Source organism: Streptomyces sp. CA-142005 (assembly GCF_050942335.1).
Lineage (GTDB): Bacteria > Actinomycetota > Actinomycetes > Streptomycetales > Streptomycetaceae > Streptomyces.
In genome coordinates this window covers 7,643,314-7,667,854 of record NZ_CP192078.1, presented here as the reverse complement: position 1 = coordinate 7,667,854, position 24,541 = coordinate 7,643,314, and the positions used below count along the sequence as shown (strand labels likewise).

Sequence of the window (24,541 nt, the reverse complement as noted above, 5' to 3'; positions counted from 1 at the left end):
TGAGGATGTCGGCGGCGAGGATCGAGCGGTGTGGCGCAGGCGCAGATGGGCTCGCTCGTGTTCGAGGGTGGCGGCGAGTTCATCGCCGGAGAGCATCTCCAGGGCCGCGCTGGTCACGACGATGCGGGAGTCGCGGCGTGAGCCGGGGATACAGAAGGCCGCCGGGGCATGATCGGGCAGGACGCGGACCGCGGGCTCGGCGCCTCCTTCCTCGCGTTCGACTGCGTACGCACCCCGTCCGGCTTGCGCGTCGGCCGTCAACCTGTACCGGTCCCGGTCGTGACGCAGCCGCAGTGAGCGGCGCAGGGTGAGCGCGGACAGCGTTCCGGCGCCGACCAGCAGGGCGAGCAGGGCGAGCAGGGCCGCCTCGGCGATGCCGGCGGCCTGCCAGGCGCCCCGTAGGCGGCAGTACGCCGGTCGGGTTCCTGGTCGGCGTGATCGATCCGGCCCGGCATCGCGAACCCGTCATACGCACCCACGGCCGCGCTCTGCTCCTGCGCGCCGGCCTGGCGCTCGCCGTCCGCCCGGTGCTCGCCCTGCACTTCGCCCGGACGCGGCTGGGCCGATACGCCCGCAAGCTGCTGCCGGGACCGCACGAACAGCACCCGGAACACCCGGCCCCAGCAGCCCCGCACGGCCGCCTGGACGGCGCCGTGGCCGTCCTCGCCCACGTCGCCGTGGTCGACCGGGCCCGCTCGTTCGGCCTCGGCTCGGCACTCGTCCGCCGCTTCACCGACGACGCCGAGGATGAGGACTGCGCCCAGGTCACCCTCGTGACGGCCGCCGACGACGGCGGCGCGGACCGCTACTACGAACGGCTCGACTGGCGGTACGCGGGCGAGACCCGCACCCCCGAGGGCCACCTCTTCGCCACCTACGCATACCCGCTTACCCAAGGAAAAGAGCTTTGACCCGTTCCACCCGCAGAGGACTGCCGCTCGCCTTCGTGGCACTCCTCCTCACCACGGCCTGCACGGCCGCCGCGGACACCGGCGCGGCCACGAACGCAAGCCCTTCTCCGCCCCCGGCGCCAACCCCTTCGGCGGACGCGGTCGTACGCACCGTCCCCGCTGCGCAGTGGCAGAAGATGAAGGACGCGGGGATGGTGCGCTCGGGCTGCCCGGTGACCTCCCGCGAACAACTGGTCCGCGTCGAGGTCAACCACCACGGCTTCGAGATCCACCGCGGGGTTCTCGTCGTCAACGCCGAGACCGTCGTACGGATCTTCACCCGGCTCTTCGACGAGGAGTTCCCGATCCGGCAGATGAAGCCCCTGGAGGGGTACGGCGGCGACAACACGGCGAGTCTCGCCGCCGACAACACCGCCACCTACAACTGCCGCCGGGCCAACCAGATTCGTCGACGAGGGCTGGATCTGGCAGGACATCGTCGTGGCGGACTACATGCACTTCGACACCGGTTATCCGTCGAAGCCTTACGCCGGTCCCCGGGCCGACCCGCCTTCGCCAGCCGACGACCCGGGCTCGTAGTCACGCCGACGCGGCGATCGCGTCCGCGACATGTGAGGTGCCTGAGAGTTTTCGCCGCGGCATCGCGCGCCGGGCGCGGTCATGGCTGCCGAACGCCTGCGTGCGGGCCGTACCCGCCCCGTCCCTCGTGAGATCCCTGTGCGTGCGCTGTCCGTTCCTCACAGCCGCGCGTGCCATCAATGTCCGGTGGCCGAGATCCCCGGGTCTTCGCCGCCGCGAACTTCTCACGAGAGCGGGTGCACCCATCATGCGGAGTCTCCTCAAGCCGGTCGCCGGGCTCGTCTGCCTGGTGGCTCTCGCCTGCGCGGGCTGCTCGTCGTCGGGAGGTGGCGGGTCCTCCGACTCGGGGGCGGACGGAAGCTCGCAGGCAGCGGCCTCGCCACAGCAGCTGTCGACCGGCTTCCAGCCGTACGTCAGCGCCATCACGGCCTCGGGTCTCGACGACGACGGCTCCCCTTCGACGTACAACCTGGCCTTCGTGCTCTCCAGTGGCAGCGGCTGCACGCCGAAGTGGAACGGCGACTACGCCATCGGCAACCAGGCGGTGAGGTCGAGGATCTCGGCGCTGAAGGACTCGGGCGCCTCGGTACGCGTCTCGTTCGGCGGGGCCACCGGCACGGAACTGGCCCCAACCTGCGACAGTGTCGCGGACCTTGCGAAGGCGTACGGGGCCGCGCTGGACGCCGCGGGGTCCACCCAGGCCGACTTCGACATCGAGGGCACCGCCCTCACCGACACCGCCTCGATCGACCTGCGTTCCAAGTCGATCGCGCTGCTGCAGAAGCAGCGGCCCAAGCTGAAGGTGTCCTTCACTCTGCCCGCCATGCCCACCGGTCTGACCGACGACGCGGTCGCCGTGCTCGACTCCGCGAACGACAACGGGGTGATGGTCTCCACTGTCAACATCATGGCGATGACCTACGGCACTTCGTACACCGGCGACATGGGTGACTACGCCTTGGCCGCGGCCAAGGCCGCCCATGACCAGCTGACCGACGTCTTCGGGCTGACCGCGGCGGGCGCGTGGCGGGGCCTCGCCGTGACGGTGATGATCGGGGACAACGACGTCGAAGGCGAGACCTTCACCCTGGCCGATGCCGCCAAGGTGAGGACACTGGGCACCGGGAAAGACCTGGCCTGGGTCTCGATGTGGGCGACCTTCCGGGACCAGCAGTGTGACAGCGGCTCCTCATCCGGTGCGGCGACCAGCGAGTGCAGCGGAGTCAGCCAGCAGGACGGCGCCTTCGCGAAGGCGCTGGCGGGCTGAGCAGCACAAGGGTGGGCCGTCGGCACGGTCTCGGATCCCGCGCCGACGGCCCATCCCAAGCTGCCTCCTCAGCTCGCCAGGGCAACCGGCCGTGGCGATGTGAGGTGCCCCGCCCGGTGCAGCCGTGCCACCAGCCCCGCGCACGCGAGGCCGGTGCCCGCCAGCGCCGCCCACGGCAGCCACCGCACGCCCGTGTCGAAGAGCGCTCCGACGGCCAGGTTGCCGAGCGAGATGGCGATGCCGGAGGCCGTGTTGTAGGCGCCGTAGTACGTCGCCACCAGCCGGTCCCCGGACAGCCGGACCACGGTGTCCATCTCGAACGGGTAGAGCAGCGCCCCGCCCCAGGCCAGCAGAGCCGCGCACAGGGCGAGGGCGAGCACTCCGGTCACCGCACCCGGCTCGCCGGGCAGCAGCGGCAGGAAGGACGCCCCCATCACCGCCAGCCCGCACACGATGGCACGCGGCCCGGGGAGGGTCCGTTTCGCCCACGCCGTCAGCTTCAGCTGCCCGGACAGCGCGGCCAGCGCCGACACCGCGAAGACCGCGCCGGTCACCAACCCGGTCTGCTCGCCGAAGAGTTCACGGGCGCGCAGCGGAAGGGCCAGATAGACCTGGAAGGCCAGGACGTACGAACCGGTCATCGCGGCGGCGAAGAGGAGGAAGGGCCGGTTGGCGGCGACGGTGCGCCAGTCGGCGGCAACCGCACGCCAGGCCGACTCGGCGCCCCGGTCGACCGGCGGTCGGGCCGGGAGCGCTCGGGTCTGAAGAACGGCCAGGGCGCCGAAGATGAGCGCCGCGACCGCACAGACCGCACTGAAATCCCAGGTCAGCAGGGCGAGTCCGGCGAGCGGGCCGACGAGGATGCCCGCCTGGTAGAAGACGTTGAAGGCCGCGAAGGCTTCCACTCTCCGCTCCTCGCCGGCGTCGGCGGCGAGATAGGCACGAACCGCCGGGTTGAACAGCGCCCCCGCGAGTCCGGTCAGCGCCGAGGCCACGACCAGCGCGGGAAGGCTGGCGGCCACCGCGAGCAGCCCGAAGGCGAACGTTCGCAGGACGCAACCGGTCAGGATCATCGGCTTGCAGCCGTAGCGGTCGGCGAGGGTCCCGCCGACGAGGAACATGCCCTGCTGGGACAGGTTGCGCACGCCGAGCACCAGGCCGACCGTCCAGGCGGCCAGACCCAGGCCGTGGGCGAGGTGGTCGGCGAGGTACGGCATCAGCATGTAGAAGCCGAGGTTGATGGCGAACTGGTTGACCATCAGCAGCCGCGCCGGCCGGTCGAAGGAGGCCAGTTGGGCCGGAAATCCCCTCATCGGACGGCACCTTCCTTCGCGTCCGCCCGGTCGCGTCGGTCCCGTCCGAGCGGGTCGCGGACCTGGCTGCACCGGGTCCAACTGGTCACCACGCACTCGTCGGGTGCGGCGATCTCGTCGGGCTCCCGAGGCGCCTGTGGCCCGAGGAGGCCGTGCTCGTCGCACCAGGCGTCGTTGTAAACGGTTTCCAGGTAGCGGTGCGGCCCGTCGGGGAAGATCGCGGCGATCCGGGTGCCGAGCGGGTACGTCCGCGCTGCCCAGCCGGCGACCAGGGCGACCGCGCCGACGCTCCAGCCGCCGGAGGTGTAGTGGCGGCGGGCCAGCTGCCGGCAGGCCCACACCGCCTCGGTCGGGGCGACCCAGTGGACCTCGGTGAAGGCGTCGTAGTCGACGTTGGACGGGTGGATGCTGGAGCCCAGCCCGCGCATCAGACGGGGCGTGGCGGGCTGGCCGAAGATGGTCGAGCCGACCGAGTCCACCCCGATCAACCGCACCCCGGGGCAGTGCTCGCGCAGTCCCGCCGTGATGCCGGCCGAGTGGCCGCCGGTACCCACGGCCGCGACCAGAACGTCGATACGGTCGAGTTGGGCGATGAGCTCGGCGGCCAGCGGGCGGTAGGCGGCAACGTTGTCAGGGTTGTGGTACTGGTCCGGGCAGTACGCGCCCGGGGTACGGGCCAGGAGTTCGGCGACGCGTTCGCGGCGGGCCTGCTGCCAGCCGCCCTTCGGGTGCGGCCGGGGGACCTGGTCGACGTCCGCTCCCAGTGCGGTGAGCAGACGGACGATGGCGGGCTCCGTGCCGGGGTCGGTGACGACGGTGACCGCATGGCCGTATGTCAGTCCGGCCAGGGCGAGCCCCAGGCCGAGGGTGCCGCTGGAGGACTCGACGATCGGCGCACCGGGGGCGAGGGCACCGCGCCGACGGGCCTCGCGGACCATGTGCAGCCCCGGGCGGTCCTTGATACCGCCGGGGTTGGTGCCCTCCAGCTTGGCGTAGAAACCCCGGCCGAATGGGGCGAAGGGTTCGTCGATCCACAGGACCGGGGTATTGCCGACGAGTTGGGCGGGACGGCGGGCCACGGTGCCGGAGGGCCTGTGGGCTCCGAGAGGTTCGAGGTGTTCGAGCAGGGAAACGTGCATGGCTGTACGGCTCCTTCGCGCCCGAGCGTGGCAAGCACGGGGCGCGCTACTGGTGGTTCAGCGGACGCACGGGCACACCCCTCGTCAGGTCGGGGCGTGCGGGCACACCCCTCGCCGGGACGTGCCGGCAAGCCGGCCCCGGAGGGGTCAGGGTGTGCGGGTGGCGTCTACTGCCGCCAGACGCAGTGGAGCGCGAGCGCGGAACGGCCGTACGCGGAACGAGGACCGGGCGGCGGATCCCTGGTTGTGCCGACACGGACAGGCGCCGGGACGGTGACCGGAATCGCGGCGACCGCGTCGGGAACCGGCGCGGAGTCGGTGGCGTCTGCGGACACGGCGCGCGGACGGTCCACCGCATGGTCGATGTGCGCGCCCGGGTGATGGTGATGGTGATGTCCTGGGGTACCCGCGAGGGCCTCCCCGGTGTCCACGTCCGTGTCGTGGGCACGCTTCACGCCGGCCACGTCCACGTGCCTGCCCTCGAAGGCGGCTCCGTGCGTGTGGCCCGCGAGATGAACCGTGATCAGCAGGACAAGACCGAGCAGCTGACCGGCCCGGCCCGAAGGCCAGGCGGTCCTCACAGCGATCCGCGGTCCGATCACATACACATCGTAGTCAGATAATTACTATGTGTCATATCAGGGCGGCTCGGCGCTACCGCTTCTCGTAGGGGCTCTCCGACTGTTTCACCCGTTTGACGGACACCCCGCGCAGCGCGGGCGGCCATGCGCTGTCCGTGCCGAGCTTGCCCTTGGGGATCCAGGTGCCGGTGACCGTGACCCAGGAGTCGGCGTGTCACCGTCCCTGGTGACGAACCCCGTCATCCGGAACGTACGGCCCTTCATGGTCCTCTCGCTGTCGTACATGGCGCGGGAGGTGAACTCGCGGAGCGTGATCTCGACCGGGTCGCCCTTCGGCAGGGGCTCGCTGAAGAGCGTGATCCGCCGGACCGCCGCGCCACAGAGGAGCAGCACCAGCGCCGGACCGTATCGCCTCACAACAGCCACAACCCCACGAGCACGCTGCTCAGCAAGGCCACCACTCAGGTGGCGGACGAGAATGGCACGGCGAAGGAGCGCCCGAAGGTGCCCGCCTGGAGTGCGATCGGTTTCAGGTCGACCATCGGGCCGACCACCATGAACGCGAGCCGCGCCATCGGCGAGAACCCGCTCAGCGAGTCGGCGACGAAAGCGTCGGCCTCGCTGCACACGCACAGCACCACGGCCAGGGCGGCCAGCAGCGGCACCGACAGCCACGGTGATCGCCGCGGCAGCCGCGCCCACCACCAGAAAGCCGCCGACGTGCAGGAAGTCGTGCTGCAGGCCGGCCCGGAAGGCACCCAGGCGCCCGCCGGCCGAGGGCGCCTGCGACGTCGTACGCACCCGTCGGGGCAGCCACTGCTCCCGCCCGGACCGCACCCACAGCCAGCCCATGACGACGGCCGTGGCGAGCGAGGCGATCAGCCGGGCCACGACCATCACGGGATCGCTCGGGAAGGCGAGGGAGGTCGCGACCAGTACGACCGGGTTGATCGCGGGCGCGGAGAGAAAGAAGGCGAGCGCCGCGGCCGGGGTGACACCGCGCCGCATCAGACTGTCGGCGACGGGAACCGACGCGCACTCGCATCCGGGCAGTACGGCACCGGCCATACCCGCGACCGGCACGGCAAGCGCCGGGTTGCGCGGCAGGAGCCGGCTGAAGACCCGTTCCGGTACGAAGGCACCGATGGCCGCTGACACGAGGGTGCCGAGGAGGAGGAACGGCACGCCCTGGACGGCGATCGCCGTGAAGACGGTCCACCAGGCGGCCACGGGCGGGGTGTAGAGGTCGATCGCGAGCATCGGGCCGACCACGGAGACGACCGTCGCGATGACGATGAGGGCGGCACCGCCGAGCATGATGTGGACAAGGGCCCGGAGGAGCAGCCGTATGCCGTCGGCCGGATCCCGCCTGCTCCCGCTGCCTGAACCACGCCGCCGTGGCGCCCGACGGAGGCTGGCGGTGGCGGCTGTGCCCCTGCCTACGGGAAACTGTGAGTACGTCATGGGCGGGCCCCGCGGGAGCACCGGTCAGTCGTGGGGCGGCAGGCGACCGATCATATGGTCCGCCACCTGAAGGGCCTCGTCGACGAGGCGACGCAGATGGCCGTGGCGCAGCACGTAGACGACCCGGCGCCCTTCCTTACGGGTGCTCACCAGGCCGGCCAGACGCAGTCGTGCCAGATGCTGGCTGACCGATGTCCGCGAGGTGTCGACGGACTCGGTCAGCGTCGTGACGTCGGCCTCGCCCTCGCCCAGGCGCCGCAGCAGTGCCAGGCGGGTGCGGTCGGCGAGCAGCCCCAACACCTCCACAGCCACCGCGAGCCGCTCGCTTTCGTCTGGCTCCTGCGATCCGTGCGCATCTGATAGATGCATGCGTGCACTCATGCGCACATAATGACGGGATAGGCGGGGAAGAGTCCAGCCCGACAGGACACCCCCGAATACCGAGAGGGGAGATCGACCGTGAACGAACAGACCCATGCACACACGACGCACGACCACGACGATCACGATCACGGCAGCCACAGCCACGACAGCCACGGCGGCACGGCTCCCGTCACCCACCGCCACGACGGCGAGCACGACCATCCGCGCTCCGCCGACACCGCCCATGACCACGGCGGCGCCAAGCACGACCACGGTGATCACACGCACGACCACGGGCACGACCATGATCACGATCACGGCAGCGGCTGGTCCAAGCTCCGCCACCGGCTCTCGCACTTCGTCACCCCGCACAGCCACGAGGCCATGGACAAGGTCGACTCGGCCATGGAGACGTCCCGCGAGGGCATGCGCACCCTGTGGCTCTCCCTCGGCATCCTCGGCCTGACCACGGTCATCCAGGCCGTCATCGTGGCCATATCCGGGTCCGTGGCCCTGCTCGGCGACACCATCCACAACGCCGCCGACGCCCTGACCGCCGTCCCCCTCGGCATCGCCTTCGTCGTCGGCCGCCGCGCCGCCAACCGCCGCTACACCTACGGCTACGGCCGCGCCGAGGACCTCGCCGGCATCGCCATCGTCCTGACCATCGCCGCCTCCTCGGCCGTGGCCGCCTACGAGGCGATCGACCGCCTCCTCAACCCCCGCGACATCACCCACCTGTGGGCCGTCGCCATCGCCGCCCTCGTCGGATTCATCGGCAACGAATGGGTCGCCCGCTACCGCATCACCACCGGCCGCCGTATCGGCTCCGCCGCCCTGGTCGCCGACGGACTGCACGCCCGCACCGACGGCTTCACCTCCCTCGCCGTCCTCTTCGGCGCCGGAGGCGTGGCCATCGGCTGGCGCTGGGCCGACCCTGTCGTCGGCCTCCTGATCACCGTCGCCATCCTGATGGTCCTCAAGGACGCGGCCCGCGAGGTCTACCGCCGCCTGATGGACTCCGTCGACCCCAAGCTCGTCGACACCGCAGAGGACGCCCTGCGCGGCGTGGACGGCGTGCTCGACGTCGGCCAGGTCCGGATGCGCTGGATCGGCCACGCCCTGCGCGCCGAGGCCGACATCGTGGTCGACCCGCACCTGACCGTCGTGAAGGCCCACGAACTGGCCGTCGCCTCCGAACACGCCCTCATCCACGCCGTGCCCCGGCTGACCGCCGCCACGGTCCACACCGACCACAAGGCTCACGGGAACGATCCGCACGCGGCCCTCGCCCACCACAGCCACGCCTGAGCCCGGCGCCCGACCAGTTCGGGCTCCATCACGCTCGACGGCGAGGCACCGGCGGGCTGCCCGAGCGCCACCCGAACCAGAGGCACCGCCCACCAAGGATCGACAATCAGTCCTACCCGGAAGGCACACATCGGGCGCGAGACTCCAGCGCCGTGAACCGGCCCTCGACGGCCGCGTAGCCAGTTCGCCGTCTCGCTGTGTGGTCTGCTCCCGTAATCTTATGCGGATATTGAGGGAAACGATCTGAGGACATGTCTTATGCGGGCAGCGGACAGGGGAACGTCAGCATTTGAAGTTGGGGGTCGAGCGGCTCCTGGGGGCGTGCTGGATTCGACATCGTGCGCAGCACCAACAACCTGGGCGTGTCGACGACTTCATCCCGTTCGGGGCAACGATGCGGGCAGCCGGTCTGTCGGTCTGTGACTGCGTGGCGGGGCGCCCTACTCCTGCCCCTGCCGCTGCCCCTGCGGCTCTCACTCATTCGGGCCGTCGAGGCCGGTACAGACCACCTTGCCATGGGCTTCGGCACAGGCCACAACGCCTCGCGGGCTCGACACCGCGGCCATCGGGCTGCTGTAACCATCCCCGTCCCCCGGGTAGGAGGCGGAGAATTCGTCGCGCCCCGAGCGGACCGAAACCTGCCGGCCCTCTGACGCGTGAATCTGAATCTCGGCCCAGGCGGCTCCACAGCCAGGTGAGAACCGCAGCCTCAGGACGAATGCCGGGTCGACGATGGAGCTCACGGTGCGCGCGTCCCTTACACAGACGGAGAAGTCCGGCAGCCGTCCCTCACAGGCTTTGGCATGGCAGTGCACACCCAGGGCCTGCGACGTATTGCGGGCGGTGGGCAACAGCCGTGTCGCAGCGACCGCACCGCCGACACTGAACACCGTGATCACCGACACGACCGCGATCCGCTTCAGAGGCCAGAAGCGACGCCTTTGGTCCAAAGCCGTCTGGGCCGGACGTTCCGCCGCCTCGTGGTTCGATGAGCCGGCTGCGACGCCGCCGATCCTGTGGGACGCGACAGCTGCGGCCTCCCACAGTTCAAGTGCGCGCATCGGACTTGTGCCCGCCAGGCGAGCGAGCGTCTCCACCGCCGAGCGCGTTGGAAGGTGGCTTCCAGTCAGGTAGCGATGCCATGCGGACTTGCTGAACGGCGTACGCGAGGCGAGCGCCGCCAAGCTGAGCCCGGCTTGCTCTCTGAGCCCGCGCAGCTCCTCCGCGAGAACGGCGGTCGCCCCGCGAGAGGCACCGGGAAGTGATGGCTGCTCCACTGTTACGTCGCCCTCCCATTGCCCTCGCCACTTCGGCCTTCCGAAGGTGCAGCGAGACTCCACGCAAAAGACGCCGATAAGGTCTATGCGTACCGGTTGGTCGGAGTCTGCCCAAGGCCGCGGTGCAAGCACTTGCCCTCACCCGGACGGGGGAGGACGTCGGTTGGGCGTACGGATAGGTCGCGGATGCGACGTCGGCAGCTGTGCGTGAGCGAGCAGCCGCACGAGGCGGCACGGCCACTCCGCACCGTCCGCCGATATGCTCAGCGGACGGTGACGGTAGTCGTGGCGTTGGCCTGGTCCACGTCCGGGCGACGATGTTCCGATCGCCCGGACTACCACCGTGCTTACGCTCGACGGAACACGAGCAGTTCGGTCCGCCCGCCACTGAGCGGCACGAAATGGCTCCCCAGCAAGGACAGGCCCCGCTGAGCCAGGCGCTTGAGCAGCCACGAACGCGAGATCATGCTGTACAAAGTCGCCCCGCTCGCCACCCAGTTCTCGGTCATCTCGTCATCGAGGCAGTCCTCGTTCACCACGTCGAATGCGACGACTCCGCCTGGGCGCACGACCCGGGCCATTTCGTCGAGACAGCCGATGGTCACAACCAACGGCAGGTAGACGAACACCTTGTGCGCGTGCACGAGATCCACCGACCCGGCCGGAGTGGCGCTCAGTGTGTGCCCGTCGGCGGGTTGCAGGACCACGTTCGGCAGCGCCCTCAGACGAGGCAGCCAGTCCCCCGCGGTTTCGTAGATCTCGTAGCTATCAGGGTACGTTGAGATGATCACCCGGGCCGCGTATCGGCCCGACCCCGCGCCGATCTCACATACGCGCTCCACCTTCTCGCTGAAATCCGCCAGCCTGAGCAGGGCGTCCACGGTCTCCATGGTCGCGCCGGGCGCAGCGCTGTAGTGGTCGATGTACTCCTCGACGGACATTCCCGCCCGTCGGGACGCGGCCAATGTCTTGCGTGCCGACAAGAACGGCTGGATCGCCGGGTCATCGCTGTGCCCACGGACAATCTGCACCCCAAGGGGGCGCAACATGCGGTTCACTCCGCCACGAGCCGTACCCAGTGCAGACATTGTGCCTACATGAAAAAGTTCGTCGGCTTTTTGCGGGCCGTGCAAGAAGCGCGGAAGCGTGAGCCGGCCTGTGCAGCTGAGCCTGGACCTTCGACCACGCCGTAATCCGGCTGGAGATGCGTCGAGAGCCTGAGGCGCATGCTCCGTCACGGACCTCGTCGAGGATCTGCCTCGACTTTGACTCGTGGCGCGTCAGCGGCGCCGGTGAGGGCCGGCGGGGACATGTGCGCCGAGCCGCTGATGCTCCACGTGACAAGTCCCCGCCGGGCGGGCTGAAGAGCCTGCGGAAGGTCAGGCCGTCTTTCTGAAGACGAGCACCTCGGTGGACGCTACGCCCAGGGGAGCCGGGAAACCGGCCTCAAGGGTGCAGCCGAGCGTCCCGAAGAGATCCACGCACGCGCGGAGAGGCATAGCAGCCGGGAACGAATCGTGCCCCGCGCCGCCCTTGGTCGCCCAGACACGCATCGCCTCCGGGTCGAGGCAGGTCTCCGTCATGACGTCGAAGACGATCCAGCCACCCGGCCGCGTAACGCGGGCCATCTCGAAGAAATAGCGGCAGGAACCGAGGAAGGTCAGAGTGTTGAAGACCTTGTGGGCCTGGACGAGGTCGACGCTGTTGTCCGGTGTCGCGTCGAGGCTGAATCCTGTCACCGGTCGGGCAACCACTCCGAATGTTTCCACCAGGTAGCTCGCCCAGGGCGCTGCAGTCTCGTAGATCTCGTAGCGGCCCGGCGAGCACTCTTTCAGCGTCTTCTCCAGATACCGCCCTGACCCGGGGCCGATCTCCAGCACCGTGTCCGGCTCCGCGGCGAAGACGCCGAGGGTCCGTAGTTCGTCGACGGTGGACTGGGTGGCGCCGGGCGTCCCGTTCATGACCTCGTCGATGTAGTCGCCCACCGACAGACCGGCCGCCCGCGCGGCCCGCATCGTAGGCTCGAACGGGATGAAGTCATTGACGCCGCCACGGGGGGTGGTGCTGCGCACGAGGTGGAACCCAGCGCGCTCCAGGAGCCGCTTCGCCCCGGACTTCACGGCGGACTTCGCCCTGCCTGCTGCCGTCATCGGTTCACCCCTTCCCTGGCCATCAATGCCGCCACCTGGATCCCGGTGACGTACAGCCCCGGAACCGAGGAGCCGAACCCGGTGTCCGAGCGGGGACAGGCCATTGCCGCCTGGCCGTGCTCCGTGCACAACTCGTACGTACGCCTTGAGCGAGCACGGACGCGCTCAGCAAGGACCCGAGCAGCAGCATGGCCTTGGACCTTCAGGTGCGCTGCAGTGAACGGGCCTGTACGGCCCGCCGCGACGACGGGCGCGAGCGCTCGCGTCGCATGTGACATGCGGTTCAAAGGACTTCCCCCCTGCCGCGGGACTCGCGCAGAGCCCGCGCGCCGGAATGGCGGACAGAACCGTCCCCGACAGGGACGGGTGAGCACACCGGAAGCCGTACGGGCACCGCCCGTGACAGATCAGGCGGCGGCGTGCGGCAGGGGAAGAAACGGCGGGCCGCGGCGCACCACCGCGCCGGCCAGCAGAACTGATGACGGGGGAGCCCGGGTCGGCCCGGAGCTCACGCGCCGGGCGGCCCCGAACTCTGTTACCTCATAGGGGGTACAGCCAGGAACCAGCAGCCTGCGCAGCAGTGCGCGCAACGCGCACCACTCCTTCCCGGCTGCGTACAGCACGCGGCGCACACTGTCATCGAGTCCGTGCAACAGGACGGCGCAGAGCAGGGCCAGCACGATGTGGCCGATCACCACGGGCCACCCTGCAAGAACAGCAGACGGCAGCAGTCCGTGTTCGCGGAATGTGACAGAGCTGTCCGCAAGGACGAACCAGTACCCGATGACTGCCTGGCAGCCGAACGCCAACAGCACTTGAGTACGGAGCGACTTATTGCTCCCAGCACCAGGCAGTGCTACGGCGAACAGGAAACAAGCCGCCAGCGCCTTCACGAGCCGAGATGGGTTCGATTCAAAGGCCAGGTCATGCACGATCACCGTGACAATGGTTCCCAGCAGGGAAAACATCCCCGCGCGGGCAACTGCCATCACCGCCACAGGTGACACGTGGCCACGGCGGCGCACAACAAGAACGCGCGATGTTCCCCCCATCACTGAGCCATGATGACCCCTACTGCGCGACTTGTCACCCTTTCTGTCCTGTCGGCCCGGGCCTCGCGCCCTTATCTTCGCCCGCCATCTGGACCGTGCCCTCACCGTCGCCGTCCGGCATCGGATCGGCAGACCCGCCGTCCAATGGACGTCAATGCCGCGGGGTGTCCCCGGGCGTGGCACGGCACCGCGAGGACTCGCATTCGGGCTGCCTTTGTACGTAGTGTCCTGCGCCGGCTCCGTAACCCGGATGGACCTGCGGAAGCGGCAGGCGTATCTGCCCCGCCCTATGTTGAACCTGTGTATGCGAACCGGTACGCACGGTTGCGAGCGCTGATGATGGCGATCCTCGCACTGTTCTTCTGCGCGATTGCCGGTTCACCCCTGCACGTTCATTCGGTGACCGACCAGGAACTGGTGGTCGGGCATCACGCAGCGGCTGATTCGCCGATGCACGTCCATCACGTGCCGCACCCTGCGGAAGCTGTTGAGCACAGCACTGAGCCGATCGGTGAGCCTGCCGACCATGCGCCGCATCAGGCGGGCGACCACTTCGTGGTCGAGTCGGGTTCAACTCCCTGGATGGGTGCACCACAGCTGATCTCCGCCGAATCGGCGACGACGGCCGTGGACGTCCCGACCCCTCTGCAGCCGGTCGGTTGTATCAGCGATCCGCGACCTCCACCAGGTAGCGCGCCTCTCCAGACGCGTCTTTGCCTCTGGCGCATTTAGAAGACCGCCTCCGGACTCCCAAGGGGTCCCTCACCTCTGCCTGCCCGCCTGCCTCGTGTCGGAGCCGCGGGCCCAGGTGAGTCGCTGTCCTACGGCGTTCTTCCCGCACCAGAAAGCACCTGATCATGCACCAGCCTTCCCTTGGCATGCCCCCGTGCGGCATCGGCCGCTCTCTCACGGCGGCAGCCGGCTGCACACAGGCCGTCCGAATTTCCGCTCCTCTCACACCGGGAGGCCAGGACCGGGCCGCCGTGCTCGAAGCCTTCCGGCCCGGCGGTCTCAAGGACCGCTCCGCCAACCCCACCGCCGCCGTGACCCGCGCGCGGCTCGATCTGCGCCCCGGCGCCGCAAGGTTCGGCCGACAGGGCACTGCCATGTCCGCACGCGGGCACCGGACGCCGGCCACACGAATCGGCTCTGACCTCGATGTCCTCGGGGAACGGTCATGAGCCCCCGCACCGGCGAGAGCGTCGCCGCCACGACAACGACAACGGACGACGCGATGGGTACGGGTGCGGTGGCAGCCCGTACTGAGGACCAGCTCGCGGAGGTGCTGGCAGCCGTTCTGCGAGTGGAGCGGGTGCCGGTCGGCAGTCACTTCTTCGACGATCTGAGCGCCGACTCGTTGGTCATGGCGCAGTTCTGCGCCCGCGTGCGCAAGCAGGTCGGCCTGCCGGCGGTGTCGATGAAGGACATCTACCGGTACCCGACGATCAGGACTCTCGCGACGGCGTTCGCGGTCACCGAGCCGTCCCCGGCCCAGAGCCAGGCGCCGTCGGAAGCTCCGTTGCCCAGGAGGGCCCAGGCGGTCGAGGCACCGCCCGGTGCCCCGGAGGAACCACCGCTCGGCACTGTGCCGTACGTGCTGTGCGGGGCAGCGCAGCTGTTCTTCTTCCTCGTCTTCTCGTCCGTCGGCGGCCTGGTCGCCATCGAGGGCTACGAGTGGGTCATGGAGGGCTCCAGAACCGTCGAACTCTACCTGCGCGCGGTGGCGTTCAGCGCGGCGGTGTTCTTCGGGCTGTGTGCCCTCCCCGTCGTCGCCAAGTGGCTGCTCGTCGGCCGCTTCACTTGCCGCAGGATACGGGTGTGGAGCCTGGCCTACCTGCGCTTTTGGTGCGTGAAGTCTCTCATCCGCACCAGTCCGGCACGGCTGCTCGCCGGTTCCCCGCTCTACGGGCTCTATTTGCGGGCACTCGGCGCGCGCATCGGGAAGGGTGCCGTCATCCTGTCCCGGACCGTTCCGGTCTGCACCGACCTGCTCTCCGTCGGTGAGAACACGCTCATCCGCAAGGACGTCCATCTGTCCTGCTACCGGGCGCACGACGGCTGGATCGAGACGGGCTCCGTCACTCTGGGTGCACGGGTGATCGTCGGCGAGCAGACCGTGCTCGACATCGACACGGTGATGGGCGACGACGCCCGGCTCGGCCACGCCTCGTCCCTGCAACCGGGCCAGCACGTTCCGGCCGGTGAGTCCTGGCACGGCTCGCCTGCAGAGGTGACGACGAGCGACTACGGAAGCGTCCCGCCGGTCGCGTGCAGCACTCTGCGCCAGGCCGGCTACAGCCTGGGCAGCTCGCGGCCATCCTGCTGGTGTATCTGCCGATGCCGGTGGCCGGCGTGGGCATCGTGCTCTCCGCCGTACCGCAGCTGAACGCACTGCTGGGTCTGGAGTCATCGGCCCTCACGGACCCGATGTTCGTCCTCGCCGCCCTGTCGGCCTCCCTGGTGGCTTTCATCGGTGCCGTACTCGTGGGTCTGCTCCTGGTGGGCACCCTGCCGCGCCTGCTCAGCCTCGCGATCAAGCCGGACAGGGTCTATCCGCTGTACGGCTTCCACTACAGCGTCCAGCGAGCGATCCAGCGGCTGACCAACATCAGGTTCTTCACCATGCTGTTCGGGGACAGCTCCGCGATCGTGCACTACCTGCGCTGCCTGGGCTACGACCTCCGCAACGTCCGGCAGACCGGGTCCAACTTCGGCACGCTGGTCAAACACGACACCCCGTACCTGAGCAAGGTCGGCGGCGGGACGATGGTGGCCGACGGTCTGTCGATCATCAACGCCGAGTTCTCCAGCACATCCTTCCGGTTGTCCAGGACCTCGATCGGAGCGGACAACTTCCTGGGAAACAACATCGCTTACCCCGCGGGCGGCCGCACGGGCGACAACTGCCTGCTCGCGACCAAGGTGATGGTGCCCATCGACGGACCCGTACGGGAAGGCGTGGGGCTGCTGGGGTCGCCCAGCTTCGAGATCCCGCGCACGGTGATGCGCGACACCCGGTTCGACGCCATGGCCGCAGGCGACGAACTGCGACGGCGCCTCGCCGCCAAGAACCGGCACAACGCGCTCACCGCGAGCCTTCACCTGCTGGCGCGCTGGTTCCACTTCGTCCTGCTCAACGTCATCGCCGTGGCCGCCTTCGACCTCTACAACACCTACGGCGTACTGACGCTGCCACTTGCGAGCCTGGCCGGCGTGGCGGTCACCGTCCTGTTCTTCACTCTGGTCGAACGAACCGTCACCGGCTTCCGCCCGCAGAAACCGCTGTACTGCTCGATCTACGACCCCTCCTTCTGGTCGCATGAACGCTTCTGGAAGCTGACATCGCACCGCTACATGGAGGTTTTCAACGGCACCCCGTTCAAGCCCATGGTCTGGCGGCTGCTCGGCACGAAGGTCGGACGCCGGGTCTTCGACGACGGTTGCACGCTGATCGAGCGAACCCTCGTGTCCATCGGAGACGCCTGCACCCTCAACGCTGCGAGCGTCATCCAGTCGCACTCCCAGGAAGACGGCGCCTTCAAGTCCGACCACGTCACGCTCGGCCGGTGCGTGACCCTCGGCGTCGGAGCCTTCGTCCACTACGGCACAGTCGTGGGTGATCAAGCACAACTTGACGCCGACACCTTCCTGATGAAGGGCGAAGAGGTTCCGCCCCTGGCACGGTGGGGAGGCAACCCAGCCGTGCAGACCGGGCCCGTCATCAACTAGGCAAGCGCCTCCCTCCACGCCGGACCGCCTTGTCACGGCCTCCAAGGCGGTCCGTGCCCCGCTGATCCCCCCTGCCCATCTGATCGGGACGCCGGTCGTCGATCAGACCGACGAGGAGGTCGGCCTCCTCGTCGACGCCGTCGCCCGCCTGGACGGCCCCCGACCCCTACCCGCCGATGACCGGCGCGCACGCCGATCGGGTTCGGCTGCGCGCCGCCCACATGAACCTGCGTGGCTACGTCCGTCGCTCCGGCGAGGTGCTGCTCGCGGCCCTCCCGGCAGGCAGCCGCACCGGGCAGCACATCCACTCCGCACAGTGCGCCGTCGTGCTCAGCGGACGGTGATGGTCGTCGACGCGGTGGCCTGGTCCACGTCCGAGATGCGGACGGTCACGGACATCTGCCACTTGCCTGCCGTGGGGAACTGGAGGTTGCCGGCGGCCCAGTAGCCGCCCACGTCCTTGAGGTGGGCGTCGAGCGGGCCGATCCCGCGCTCGGGATGGGTGAAGGTGATCCGCAGTTCGGGCACGGAGGTGATGCCGTTGTCGAAGGCATAGACAAGGGCCTGCAGTTCGTTGCGGCCCACGCTCGCCGGGCTGAGATCGACCAGCACCTTGCCGCTGCCGTATCGGGCACCGGTGTCGAACGGGACGGTGACGCTGACGGCGGTGGGCTGGGCGACGGCGGTCGCGGCCGCCAGCTCCGGTGCGGCCGCCTCGGTGCGTCCGGGCGTGGTGTCGGTGAGCACCGTGGTGACGCCGAGGACCACAAGGGCCAGGGCGGCCTCGACAGCGACCGAACGTCGCAGCCGGCTCGCCGGGCCGCTGTCGCCCGCGCCGGTGCCCGGCTCGGGTGCGTCCGGGTCGCCGGGCTGCGTGCCGACGAGGAACGCACTTTCCCCTGTCTGTCCGGATCGCGTGCCGGGCGCGGAGGTGCCCGTCACGGCGACTGCCGTGGCGAGTGGTTGATGGACCGTCGGCTGCGCGAGAGCCGCCGCCGTGGTCCGGTCCTCGTGCCTGGCCGGTTCCCGAAGCCGAGCCGTGAAGCGCCGGGAACCGGCCGCCGCCGCCAGCACTCCCGCGACGGCCGCCGTCTTCAGCAGCAGCATCACGCCGTACCGGGTGGCGAAGAGAGCTTCGAAGGAGCCGACCAGCCGCCATGACTGGTACAGGCCCGTAGCGGCGAGGACGGCCACGGCGGCGAAGGCGAGCCGGGAGAAACGGGCAACCGCCTGCGGTGGCACCCTCTCGCCTGCACGGGTGCGGAAGAGGACGGTGACCAGTGTGACCAGACCCCCCAGCCACACCGCCACGGCCATGAGGTGCAGCGCGTCCGCCGGAAGGGCGAGCGCGGTCTGCAGACCGGCGGCCGCATGTCCGGTGCGGGCCCAGGTGCCGGCCAGCACCGCCGCGATGAACAGTCCGGACACGATCAGGGCGGGACGGAGCACGGTGGGCCGTGGTACGGGATCCGCGGCCTCCTCACCGTCCATGGTGTCGGCAGTCGGGCGGCTCCCGGCGCCGACGACCACGGCCAGGAAGAGACCCGTGCCGCCGAGCAGCAGAAGACGTACGAGAAGGGCGGTCCCGGCGTCGGTGTCCAAGGTGGCACGCAGGGCCCCCAGGTCCAACGCCCGGCCGATCCCTTCCCCGGAGGTGTAGGGGGCGCGCAGCAACAGCAGGGCCGGGGTGGACAGCAGCAGGGCCGACCAGCCGGCCTGGAGGAGCCGCCGGACACGGCGCAGCCGGGCGCCGTCCGGCCAGCAGACCAGCAGGAAGGCTCCCGCGCCCACTGCGAGGACGTAGCCCAGGTAGGCGATGAAGCGGGTGACGGAGTAGAGGGTGCCCACCACACCTCCGCCCGGCCGTGTGCCGGTCCCGACCGCCTTCGTCGGGGAGGGCTTGCCCACCGAGAACACGAACGCCTCCCCGATGGGATGGCTGTCGGCGGACACCGCCTGCCACGACACCGTGTACGTACCGTCGGCCAGGCCGCTTTCGAGCGCCACGCGGGCCGTGGCACGGTCGGAGCCGACGTGCGCGGTCGTCCCCGTGTCGACCCGCTGGCCCTGGGGGTCGAATACCTTGATCGAGTCCTCGGACAGGGTCATCGGTTCGGTGAAGTTCATGGTGATCTGTCGCGGCGCGGTCTTCAGGACCGCGTCCTCGGCGGGATCGGTGGCGGTGACCTTCGCGTGGGCGGAGGCCGGGCCCGCCCCCGCGAGCAGCACCCCGAGGATCGTCGCCACCAGCAGTGCGAGCGTTGCCGTCCGACGGCCGGGGCGGGGGGTGGCGAGGGTGCTCAATGGCTTGCCTCCTGGGGGTCGGTACGCACTACGGACGGCCTGGTGGCAGGGGCGTGACCTCCGGGAGCGGGCTTCGCGACGGATCACCATCACTATGTCCTACGGATGTCCCCGCGCCCGCGTTCACGAAGGCGGAGCGGCCTGCCGGGCCGCACCGCCCGCCGGGCGACGGGCGTCGCCCGGCGGGTCCTGCCACGAGACGGGGTTCAGAGCGCCGGGATCACCCGGACCGGCTCGCTGCTCTGCGCGTTGTGCTGGTCGGCCCAGCTCTGGAGCGCGGTCATGCAGGCGTGGTCGAGGTGCCGTAGGCCGGCGAGGTTGAGTTCCACGGCACGGTCACGGGGCAGCTGGTCCAGGGAGTCGAGGATGCGCGGCAGCCTGAGGAACGTGGCGTTGCCGGCCACCCTTATCCGCACCGGCCCGCTGCCCGTGTCGGTGATGTCGATGTGCACGTGCGAGGTGTCCCAGGCCGTCTTGACCAGGGCCAGCATCAGACCGATCAGGACACCCTCGAACATGTTGGTGACCAGGATGGCCCCAGCCGTGGCCAGCAACACCACGGCCTCGCCCCGGTGTTCGCGCCACAGCGGCCGCAGCTCCTGCACCGGCAGCAGCTTGCAGCCCGCGTGCACGAGCACACCGGCGAGCGCCGCCGTGGGAATCACGCCCAGGGCACCAGGCAGCAGCGCCGCGAACAGCAGCAGCCACACGCCGTGCAGCACACGGGACGCCTTCGTCCGCGCGCCCGCCTGGACGTTGGCCGCACTGCGCACGATCACCGCGGTCATCGGCAGCGCGCCCAGCAGCCCGCAGACCGTGTTGCCGGCGCCCTGGGCCATCAGCTCCTTGTCGTAGTCGGTCTTCGGCCCGTCGTGCAGCCGGTCCACGGCCGCCGCGCTGAACAGCGACTCGGCGGACGCGATCAGCGTGAACGCGACGACGGTACCCACCAGCCCGATGTCCGCCAGCCGCCCGAACTCGGCGAAGCCGGGCGGCTGGACGGATTCCCACAGACCACTCACCCGGACCCTGGCGATGGGCAGGTCGAACAGGACGGTCGCGGCAGTCGTCGCGCCGACGGCGACCAGCGGCCCGGGCAGCAGCTGCGCGCGGCCCGGGAGCTTCTTCCACAGCACCATGATCGCGACGGTGACGGTACCCACACCGAGCGCGGTCAGCGCCGCGCCCGAGGCGAGCGTGTCGACGACCAGACCTGGCAGCCCGGTGATGTTGGCCGGTCCGTTGCCGGGTGCCTTGCTGTCGGCCAGGGCGTACAGCTGGCCCGCGATGAGCACCAGGCCGATGCCGGCCAGCATGCCCTGGACGACGGAGAGCGAGATGGCGCGGAACCAGCGGCCCAGGCGCAGCGCGCCGAGGACGAGCTGGCTGAGCCCGGCAAGAAGCACGATGACGCCGAGGGCGGCGAGCCCGTAGTCCTCGACGGCCGCGTACACGAGCACGGTCAGGCCGGCCGCTGGACCGCTGACCTGGAGGCTGCTGCCGGGCAGCAGGCCGGTGCCCAGACCGCCGACGATGCCGGTGATCAGGCCGAGTTCGGCCGGGACACCGGAGGCGACAGCAACGCCCACACACAGGGGCAGGGCGACGAGGAAGACCACCAGTGAGGAGGTCAGGTCGGTGCGCAGGACGCGCTTGAGCCGGGAAAGATGGGGGTTCATGGCGTTCTTTCGCGTGGGGGAAGGAACGTCGCGCGAGTGGCGACCGGATCGGACGGGTGCGGGGACTCGGTCCGGTCGCTTCACAGGGGCCGGAAGGTCTGGCTGTCGTCCGGGCAGGCGAGGACCTCACCGGTCTCGACGGTGTAGTACCAGGCGTGCAGGCGCAGTGTTCCGGCGGCGAGGCGGCGGGCCACCGCGGGGTGGTCGCGCAGATGGCCGAGCTGGGTGAGCAGGTGACGCTGGGCGGCCTCTACCGGGTCCGCACCCGGTTCCCGGTACCACTGCGGTTCATTGTCGGCGCGGTGGTGTCCGGCCAGGGTCAGCCACCGGCTCACCTGCGGCATGGTCCGGACGCTCCGTTCGTCCATCAGTCCCTTGACCGCGCCGCAGTGCGAGTGGCCGCAGACCACGATGTCCGGCACCTTCAACGCGGTGAGCGCGAACTCGATGGTGCCCGCCACGGCGCAGGCGGCCTGCGGGCGGTAGGGCGGGACGATGTTCCCGACTGTCCGCAGTTCGAAGATCTCGCCGGGGCGGGCGCCGGTGAACAGGGCGGGCATCACCCGGGAGTCGGAGCAGGCGATGAACAGGACCTGCGGCTGCTGTCCGCCGGCCAGCCGGGCGAGGTCGTGGCCGCCGTCAGCGGCCTTGGCGGGAAACGTACGGGCGTGCTCGATGAGGGTTTGCATGTTCGGCCTCGTGCTCTTCGTGGATTCGACGACGCGAAGAGGGCGCACCGAACAGCCCACGGACCCACCGCCTGCGGCCGACCGGCAGAGTGCACCATCGGCAGGGCGGACAGGGTCGTCGGCTGAACGGCACGCTGCCGATCAGCAGCGGAATATCTGCAGAGCGCTCAGGGCGGGTGCCGCGCCGGTGGACGGGGTGCGGCAGTCTCTCGGTGTCCCGGCACGAGACGGCCCCGCGGCCGCCACCGCCATGTCGGCCTCGGCCGCTGTCTGCACGTCGACGAGGGCAGGCGGCGCCGCAGGCTGAACATTCCTGGAGAGCCGCGCGGTCACGTCGGCGCCGGACTGCTCATGCGCGGTCGGCGCCTGCTGCGCCCGTCCCGCAACAGGCTCCAGGGAATGCTTCCTGGACTCGGCCTCCGCCGCGGACACCGCGACCGGCACCGTCCGGGCCGCACCGTGGTGAGGGACGGTCAGGTGCAGCAGCAGGGCCGTAGCCAGCAGCACGACTGCCGCCGCCACTCGCCGTACCACCACGGGACTCCCCACACGCTACGCAGGCCGACAACGAAATGTTATGTGCAGTCGAGTTCTCATCCTGCCCGATCTCATGTAAGCAAAATGTGAGTAATCAAATCCCCAAGTATCCCCGGCGCGGGCAAAGTCGCCCATCCGGGCGCCCCATCGCCGTTCGCCACCGCCCCGTCGGCCCAATCGGTCGTCGTCGGCCCTCGCGACGACCACCAACCGCGGCACAACCGCCGCGAACAACCGAGCGGGGAACGGATGACTGATTACCGATCGGGCGACACTTCGGGGATCCGGCCTCCGGACGAGATCGGGGTTGCTCCATGATGAGCGGGCGATGTCCACGCTCCACCCGCTCTGTCCCCCGACGCACAGCGCCCCGCTGCCCGTGGTGCGGGCGGCGGTCTTCGCGGTCGTCGGATCAGTGCTCGGGGCGAGCGCCCGCCATCTGGCCGCCGGCGGACCCGTGCCCTGGCCACAGAGCGCGATGGCTGTCGCGGCGCTCTTCGCCGTCGGCCTCGTCGGCACGCGGCGCCCGCGTTCCCTGGCCGAGATGGTGGCGGTGTGCGGGGCGGCGCAGGCGGGACTGCACCTCTTCCTGGCGACCGCACACGCGCACAGCCCGGAGGCCCCGACGGCCGTGCCGGGCCACGCACACCACGCTGCCGACGCCCACCAGGCATGGCACGAGCGTCTGCACGGCTCGCCCGCCATGACGGTCGTACACGCGGTCACGGCCGTCGTCATCGCCTTCTTGCTGTACCGCGCGGACACGGTGTGCTGGTCACTGGCGCGCGGCCTGACGACGACGGTCGAGGCGGTCCGGGCCCGCATCGCGACCGTCCGGGCCCTGCTCGGCAACCACACGGCGACGCCGGGACCGAGGCTGCCGATGCCCGCCCTCGCGCGGCCGGACCGGCAACCGCCCAAGGAGGCGGCGCTCGCAGACGCGGTGACACGGCGGGGTCCTCCCCAGGCGGAGCTCGATCACGCCAACTGACCCTGCCGGGGCGGCCCTTCATACGGCCGCCCTGCACGTCCCCACGCTTGGAGACACCCGTGTTCCACACTCGCGCCAAGCACCGCACCGCCCGCCGTCGGGGCCTCAGGGCCGCCACAACCACCGCCCTCGTCCTGCTCACCGCCGTCCCGGCCACCGCTCACGTGGAGGTCGACCCCGACAAGGCACAAGCGCTCGCCAAGAACGTCCGGATCCGCTTCGAGGCCGAGTCGGAGTCCGACACCGCCGGAATCACCGAACCGCACGTCGTGCTGCCTGCGGGAATCACCCCGGCCACCGCGACGTACAAGTCGCTCCAGACCTACGGTGACGGACGCACCGACCGCCGGACCGAACCGGAGGGCAGCGGCGAGAGCCCGGCGCCGACCCTCGAACTGACGGCGGCCGCCTCCCCGTCGCCCCGGGCGAACAGTGGGCACCACGACGGAGGGTCGGACAGCATCCTGGCAGGAATCCTCGCCGCGATCCTCATCGCCATCGCGGCCGTGATGTTCGCCGTACGGCGCCGTGACGCCACCGGGCAGTGATCCGGCATCGGCTCGACACCACAACGGACCAGCGGCAGCGTCACCCCACCGCACACGCCACCCACAACGGGACCGCATGAACGCGCGCCTCGCCTCTCGCGTATCTCCCAGGGGCCGATCGCCCCCGCAGCGTACGTGGAGCCCCCGAATGAGCCGTCATGTCCGCAGCCGTCCCACCGTTCCGGCGCTCGTGACCGCCGCGACGCTCCTCCTCGGCGGATGCAGCGGCTCGTCGGCCGACTCGGCCGTCGAAGAGAGCGAACGGAAGTCGAAGTCCACGACAACCGAACCCGGCGGACCGCAGGCGGGGCCGGGCGCGAGCGCGGCGCCCAGCGCCAAGCCCGCGACCCTGGAGGAGCTCGCCGAAGCCGTCGGATGCAAGAAGGCCGAGGAAGCCGGCAAAGCAAAGGACTACCGCCAGGGCGTCTGCGAAACGGCCGGGGCCCAGTACCTGCTGCTGACCTTTGACACCCTCACCGGCCAGCGCGAGTGGCTGGGCATCTCGCAGATGTACGGCGGCGTCTACCTGGTCGGCAACCGCTGGGTGCTCTCGGCCAGCCCTCGCTCGGCCATGGAGGCCGCCCGCGACAAGCTCGGCGGCACGATCGAAGAGAACAGCGCCTACGGAGCCTCTCCCTCGGCGGCCTGAACTCGTCG

The 24,541-nt window shown here is 70.1% G+C and carries 21 protein-coding genes and 3 pseudogenes; 10 read left to right on the top strand and 14 right to left on the bottom strand.

Annotated features, from left to right (window positions below; all coding sequences use genetic code 11):
* Positions 1 to 78 precede the first annotated feature (78 nt).
* Positions 79 to 261, bottom strand: a pseudogene (locus ACQPXS_RS35665) (hypothetical protein); the annotation flags it as partial.
* Between the two features lie 173 nt (positions 262 to 434).
* On the opposite strand from ACQPXS_RS35665, the gene ACQPXS_RS35660 reads away from it, so the two are divergent.
* The 3 genes from ACQPXS_RS35660 (at position 435) to ACQPXS_RS35650 (ending at position 2,757) form a co-directional block, all read left to right on the top strand.
* The gene (locus tag ACQPXS_RS35660) at positions 435 to 911 is read left to right on the top strand and encodes a GNAT family N-acetyltransferase (protein ID WP_433453586.1); all 477 of its coding nucleotides are present in this window, start codon (positions 435 to 437) and stop codon (positions 909 to 911) included.
* Entirely contained in the window at positions 908 to 1,621 is a 714-nt protein-coding gene (locus ACQPXS_RS35655) for a hypothetical protein (RefSeq protein WP_433453584.1), read from the top strand. Before ACQPXS_RS35660 ends, ACQPXS_RS35655 begins: the two co-directional genes overlap by 4 nt.
* A gap of 116 nt (positions 1,622 to 1,737) precedes the next feature.
* Entirely contained in the window at positions 1,738 to 2,757 is a 1,020-nt protein-coding gene (locus ACQPXS_RS35650) for a chitinase (RefSeq protein WP_433453583.1), read from the top strand.
* 68 nt (positions 2,758 to 2,825) lie between these two features.
* Here ACQPXS_RS35650 and ACQPXS_RS35645 read toward each other — a convergent pair whose 3' ends face one another.
* From ACQPXS_RS35645 to ACQPXS_RS35625, 5 genes and pseudogenes are all read right to left on the bottom strand, one after another.
* Positions 2,826 to 4,070: an MDR family MFS transporter gene (locus tag ACQPXS_RS35645; RefSeq protein WP_433453581.1), complete on the bottom strand. Its 1,245-nt coding sequence runs from the start codon at positions 4,068 to 4,070 to the stop codon at positions 2,826 to 2,828.
* Positions 4,067 to 5,209, bottom strand: a complete 1,143-nt coding sequence (locus ACQPXS_RS35640) for a PLP-dependent cysteine synthase family protein (RefSeq protein ID WP_433453579.1) — start codon at positions 5,207 to 5,209, stop codon at positions 4,067 to 4,069. Before ACQPXS_RS35640 ends, ACQPXS_RS35645 begins: the two co-directional genes overlap by 4 nt.
* Positions 5,210 to 5,376: 167 nt before the next feature.
* The gene (locus ACQPXS_RS35635) at positions 5,377 to 5,811 is read right to left on the bottom strand and encodes a hypothetical protein (RefSeq protein ID WP_433453577.1); all 435 of its coding nucleotides are present in this window, start codon (positions 5,809 to 5,811) and stop codon (positions 5,377 to 5,379) included.
* A 440-nt stretch (positions 5,812 to 6,251) separates the two neighbouring features.
* Positions 6,252 to 7,050: pseudogene (locus ACQPXS_RS35630) on the bottom strand (permease).
* Positions 7,051 to 7,278: 228 nt separating this feature from the next.
* Positions 7,279 to 7,635 (bottom strand): ArsR/SmtB family transcription factor, encoded by a 357-nt coding sequence (locus tag ACQPXS_RS35625; protein ID WP_433453576.1) that lies wholly within the window; start codon positions 7,633 to 7,635, stop codon positions 7,279 to 7,281.
* Between the two features lie 366 nt (positions 7,636 to 8,001).
* Between ACQPXS_RS35625 and ACQPXS_RS35620 the strand changes: the two genes are divergently transcribed.
* Positions 8,002 to 8,928 (top strand): cation diffusion facilitator family transporter, encoded by a 927-nt coding sequence (locus ACQPXS_RS35620; RefSeq protein ID WP_433456093.1) that lies wholly within the window; start codon positions 8,002 to 8,004, stop codon positions 8,926 to 8,928.
* Between the two features lie 473 nt (positions 8,929 to 9,401).
* Here ACQPXS_RS35620 and ACQPXS_RS35615 read toward each other — a convergent pair whose 3' ends face one another.
* The 4 genes from ACQPXS_RS35615 to ACQPXS_RS35600 form a co-directional block, all read right to left on the bottom strand.
* Positions 9,402 to 10,205, bottom strand: coding sequence for a DUF2690 domain-containing protein (locus tag ACQPXS_RS35615; RefSeq protein ID WP_433453575.1), 804 nt, complete (start codon positions 10,203 to 10,205; stop codon positions 9,402 to 9,404).
* A gap of 347 nt (positions 10,206 to 10,552) precedes the next feature.
* Entirely contained in the window at positions 10,553 to 11,254 is a 702-nt protein-coding gene (locus tag ACQPXS_RS35610) for a methyltransferase domain-containing protein (protein WP_433453573.1), read from the bottom strand.
* A gap of 330 nt (positions 11,255 to 11,584) precedes the next feature.
* On the bottom strand, positions 11,585 to 12,355 hold the full coding sequence (locus ACQPXS_RS35605; protein ID WP_433453572.1) for a methyltransferase domain-containing protein: 771 nt from the start codon (positions 12,353 to 12,355) through the stop codon (positions 11,585 to 11,587).
* A gap of 407 nt (positions 12,356 to 12,762) precedes the next feature.
* A complete protein-coding gene (locus tag ACQPXS_RS35600) occupies positions 12,763 to 13,353 on the bottom strand; it encodes a hypothetical protein (protein WP_433453571.1) in 591 nt (196 codons plus the stop codon).
* 354 nt (positions 13,354 to 13,707) lie between these two features.
* Between ACQPXS_RS35600 and ACQPXS_RS35595 the strand changes: the two genes are divergently transcribed.
* The 3 genes and pseudogenes from ACQPXS_RS35595 (at position 13,708) to ACQPXS_RS35585 (ending at position 17,480) form a co-directional block, all read left to right on the top strand.
* Positions 13,708 to 14,139, top strand: coding sequence for a hypothetical protein (locus tag ACQPXS_RS35595; RefSeq protein ID WP_433453569.1), 432 nt, complete (start codon positions 13,708 to 13,710; stop codon positions 14,137 to 14,139).
* A gap of 502 nt (positions 14,140 to 14,641) precedes the next feature.
* A pseudogene (locus tag ACQPXS_RS35590) lies at positions 14,642 to 17,136 on the top strand (Pls/PosA family non-ribosomal peptide synthetase).
* A 176-nt stretch (positions 17,137 to 17,312) separates the two neighbouring features.
* On the top strand, positions 17,313 to 17,480 hold the full coding sequence (locus tag ACQPXS_RS35585) for a hypothetical protein (protein WP_433453567.1): 168 nt from the start codon (positions 17,313 to 17,315) through the stop codon (positions 17,478 to 17,480).
* Here the strand turns inward: ACQPXS_RS35585 and ACQPXS_RS35580 are convergent.
* The 4 genes from ACQPXS_RS35580 to ACQPXS_RS35565 form a co-directional block, all read right to left on the bottom strand.
* Positions 17,467 to 19,440 (bottom strand): copper resistance CopC/CopD family protein, encoded by a 1,974-nt coding sequence (locus ACQPXS_RS35580; protein ID WP_433453566.1) that lies wholly within the window; start codon positions 19,438 to 19,440, stop codon positions 17,467 to 17,469. The two genes, ACQPXS_RS35585 and ACQPXS_RS35580, sit on opposite strands and share 14 nt — an antisense overlap.
* A 206-nt stretch (positions 19,441 to 19,646) precedes the next feature.
* On the bottom strand, positions 19,647 to 21,119 hold the full coding sequence (locus tag ACQPXS_RS35575) for a SulP family inorganic anion transporter (RefSeq protein WP_433453564.1): 1,473 nt from the start codon (positions 21,117 to 21,119) through the stop codon (positions 19,647 to 19,649).
* An 80-nt stretch (positions 21,120 to 21,199) separates the two neighbouring features.
* On the bottom strand, positions 21,200 to 21,808 hold the full coding sequence (locus ACQPXS_RS35570) for a carbonic anhydrase (protein WP_433453562.1): 609 nt from the start codon (positions 21,806 to 21,808) through the stop codon (positions 21,200 to 21,202).
* Positions 21,809 to 21,949: 141 nt separating this feature from the next.
* Complete coding sequence (locus ACQPXS_RS35565; protein ID WP_433453560.1) at positions 21,950 to 22,345, bottom strand: hypothetical protein; 396 nt, start codon at positions 22,343 to 22,345, stop codon at positions 21,950 to 21,952.
* Positions 22,346 to 22,673: 328 nt separating this feature from the next.
* On the opposite strand from ACQPXS_RS35565, the gene ACQPXS_RS35560 reads away from it, so the two are divergent.
* From ACQPXS_RS35560 to ACQPXS_RS35550, 3 genes are all read left to right on the top strand, one after another.
* Positions 22,674 to 23,336, top strand: a complete 663-nt coding sequence (locus ACQPXS_RS35560; protein WP_433453558.1) for a hypothetical protein — start codon at positions 22,674 to 22,676, stop codon at positions 23,334 to 23,336.
* A 59-nt stretch (positions 23,337 to 23,395) separates the two neighbouring features.
* Entirely contained in the window at positions 23,396 to 23,884 is a 489-nt protein-coding gene (locus ACQPXS_RS35555) for a hypothetical protein (RefSeq protein ID WP_433453557.1), read from the top strand.
* A gap of 148 nt (positions 23,885 to 24,032) precedes the next feature.
* A complete protein-coding gene (locus tag ACQPXS_RS35550; protein ID WP_433453555.1) occupies positions 24,033 to 24,533 on the top strand; it encodes a hypothetical protein in 501 nt (166 codons plus the stop codon).
* Positions 24,534 to 24,541: the final 8 nt, after the last annotated feature.

What these genes read in the sequence shown, in the direction of transcription:
- ACQPXS_RS35550 (WP_433453555.1), top strand. Translation starts at nt 24,033, where the DNA reads ATGAGCCGTCATGTCCGCAGCCGTCCCACCGTTCCGGCGCTCGTGACC.
- ACQPXS_RS35645 (WP_433453581.1), bottom strand. Translation starts at nt 4,070, where the DNA reads ATGAGGGGATTTCCGGCCCAACTGGCCTCCTTCGACCGGCCGGCGCGG.
- ACQPXS_RS35560 (WP_433453558.1), top strand. Translation starts at nt 22,674, where the DNA reads ATGTCCACGCTCCACCCGCTCTGTCCCCCGACGCACAGCGCCCCGCTG.
- ACQPXS_RS35605 (WP_433453572.1), bottom strand. Translation starts at nt 12,355, where the DNA reads ATGACGGCAGCAGGCAGGGCGAAGTCCGCCGTGAAGTCCGGGGCGAAG.
- ACQPXS_RS35640 (WP_433453579.1), bottom strand. Translation starts at nt 5,209, where the DNA reads ATGCACGTTTCCCTGCTCGAACACCTCGAACCTCTCGGAGCCCACAGG.
- ACQPXS_RS35625 (WP_433453576.1), bottom strand. Translation starts at nt 7,635, where the DNA reads ATGAGTGCACGCATGCATCTATCAGATGCGCACGGATCGCAGGAGCCA.
- ACQPXS_RS35585 (WP_433453567.1), top strand. Translation starts at nt 17,313, where the DNA reads ATGACCGGCGCGCACGCCGATCGGGTTCGGCTGCGCGCCGCCCACATG.
- ACQPXS_RS35570 (WP_433453562.1), bottom strand. Translation starts at nt 21,808, where the DNA reads ATGCAAACCCTCATCGAGCACGCCCGTACGTTTCCCGCCAAGGCCGCT.
- ACQPXS_RS35610 (WP_433453573.1), bottom strand. Translation starts at nt 11,254, where the DNA reads ATGTTGCGCCCCCTTGGGGTGCAGATTGTCCGTGGGCACAGCGATGAC.
- ACQPXS_RS35650 (WP_433453583.1), top strand. Translation starts at nt 1,738, where the DNA reads ATGCGGAGTCTCCTCAAGCCGGTCGCCGGGCTCGTCTGCCTGGTGGCT.
- ACQPXS_RS35620 (WP_433456093.1), top strand. Translation starts at nt 8,002, where the DNA reads ATGGACAAGGTCGACTCGGCCATGGAGACGTCCCGCGAGGGCATGCGC.
- ACQPXS_RS35575 (WP_433453564.1), bottom strand. Translation starts at nt 21,119, where the DNA reads ATGAACCCCCATCTTTCCCGGCTCAAGCGCGTCCTGCGCACCGACCTG.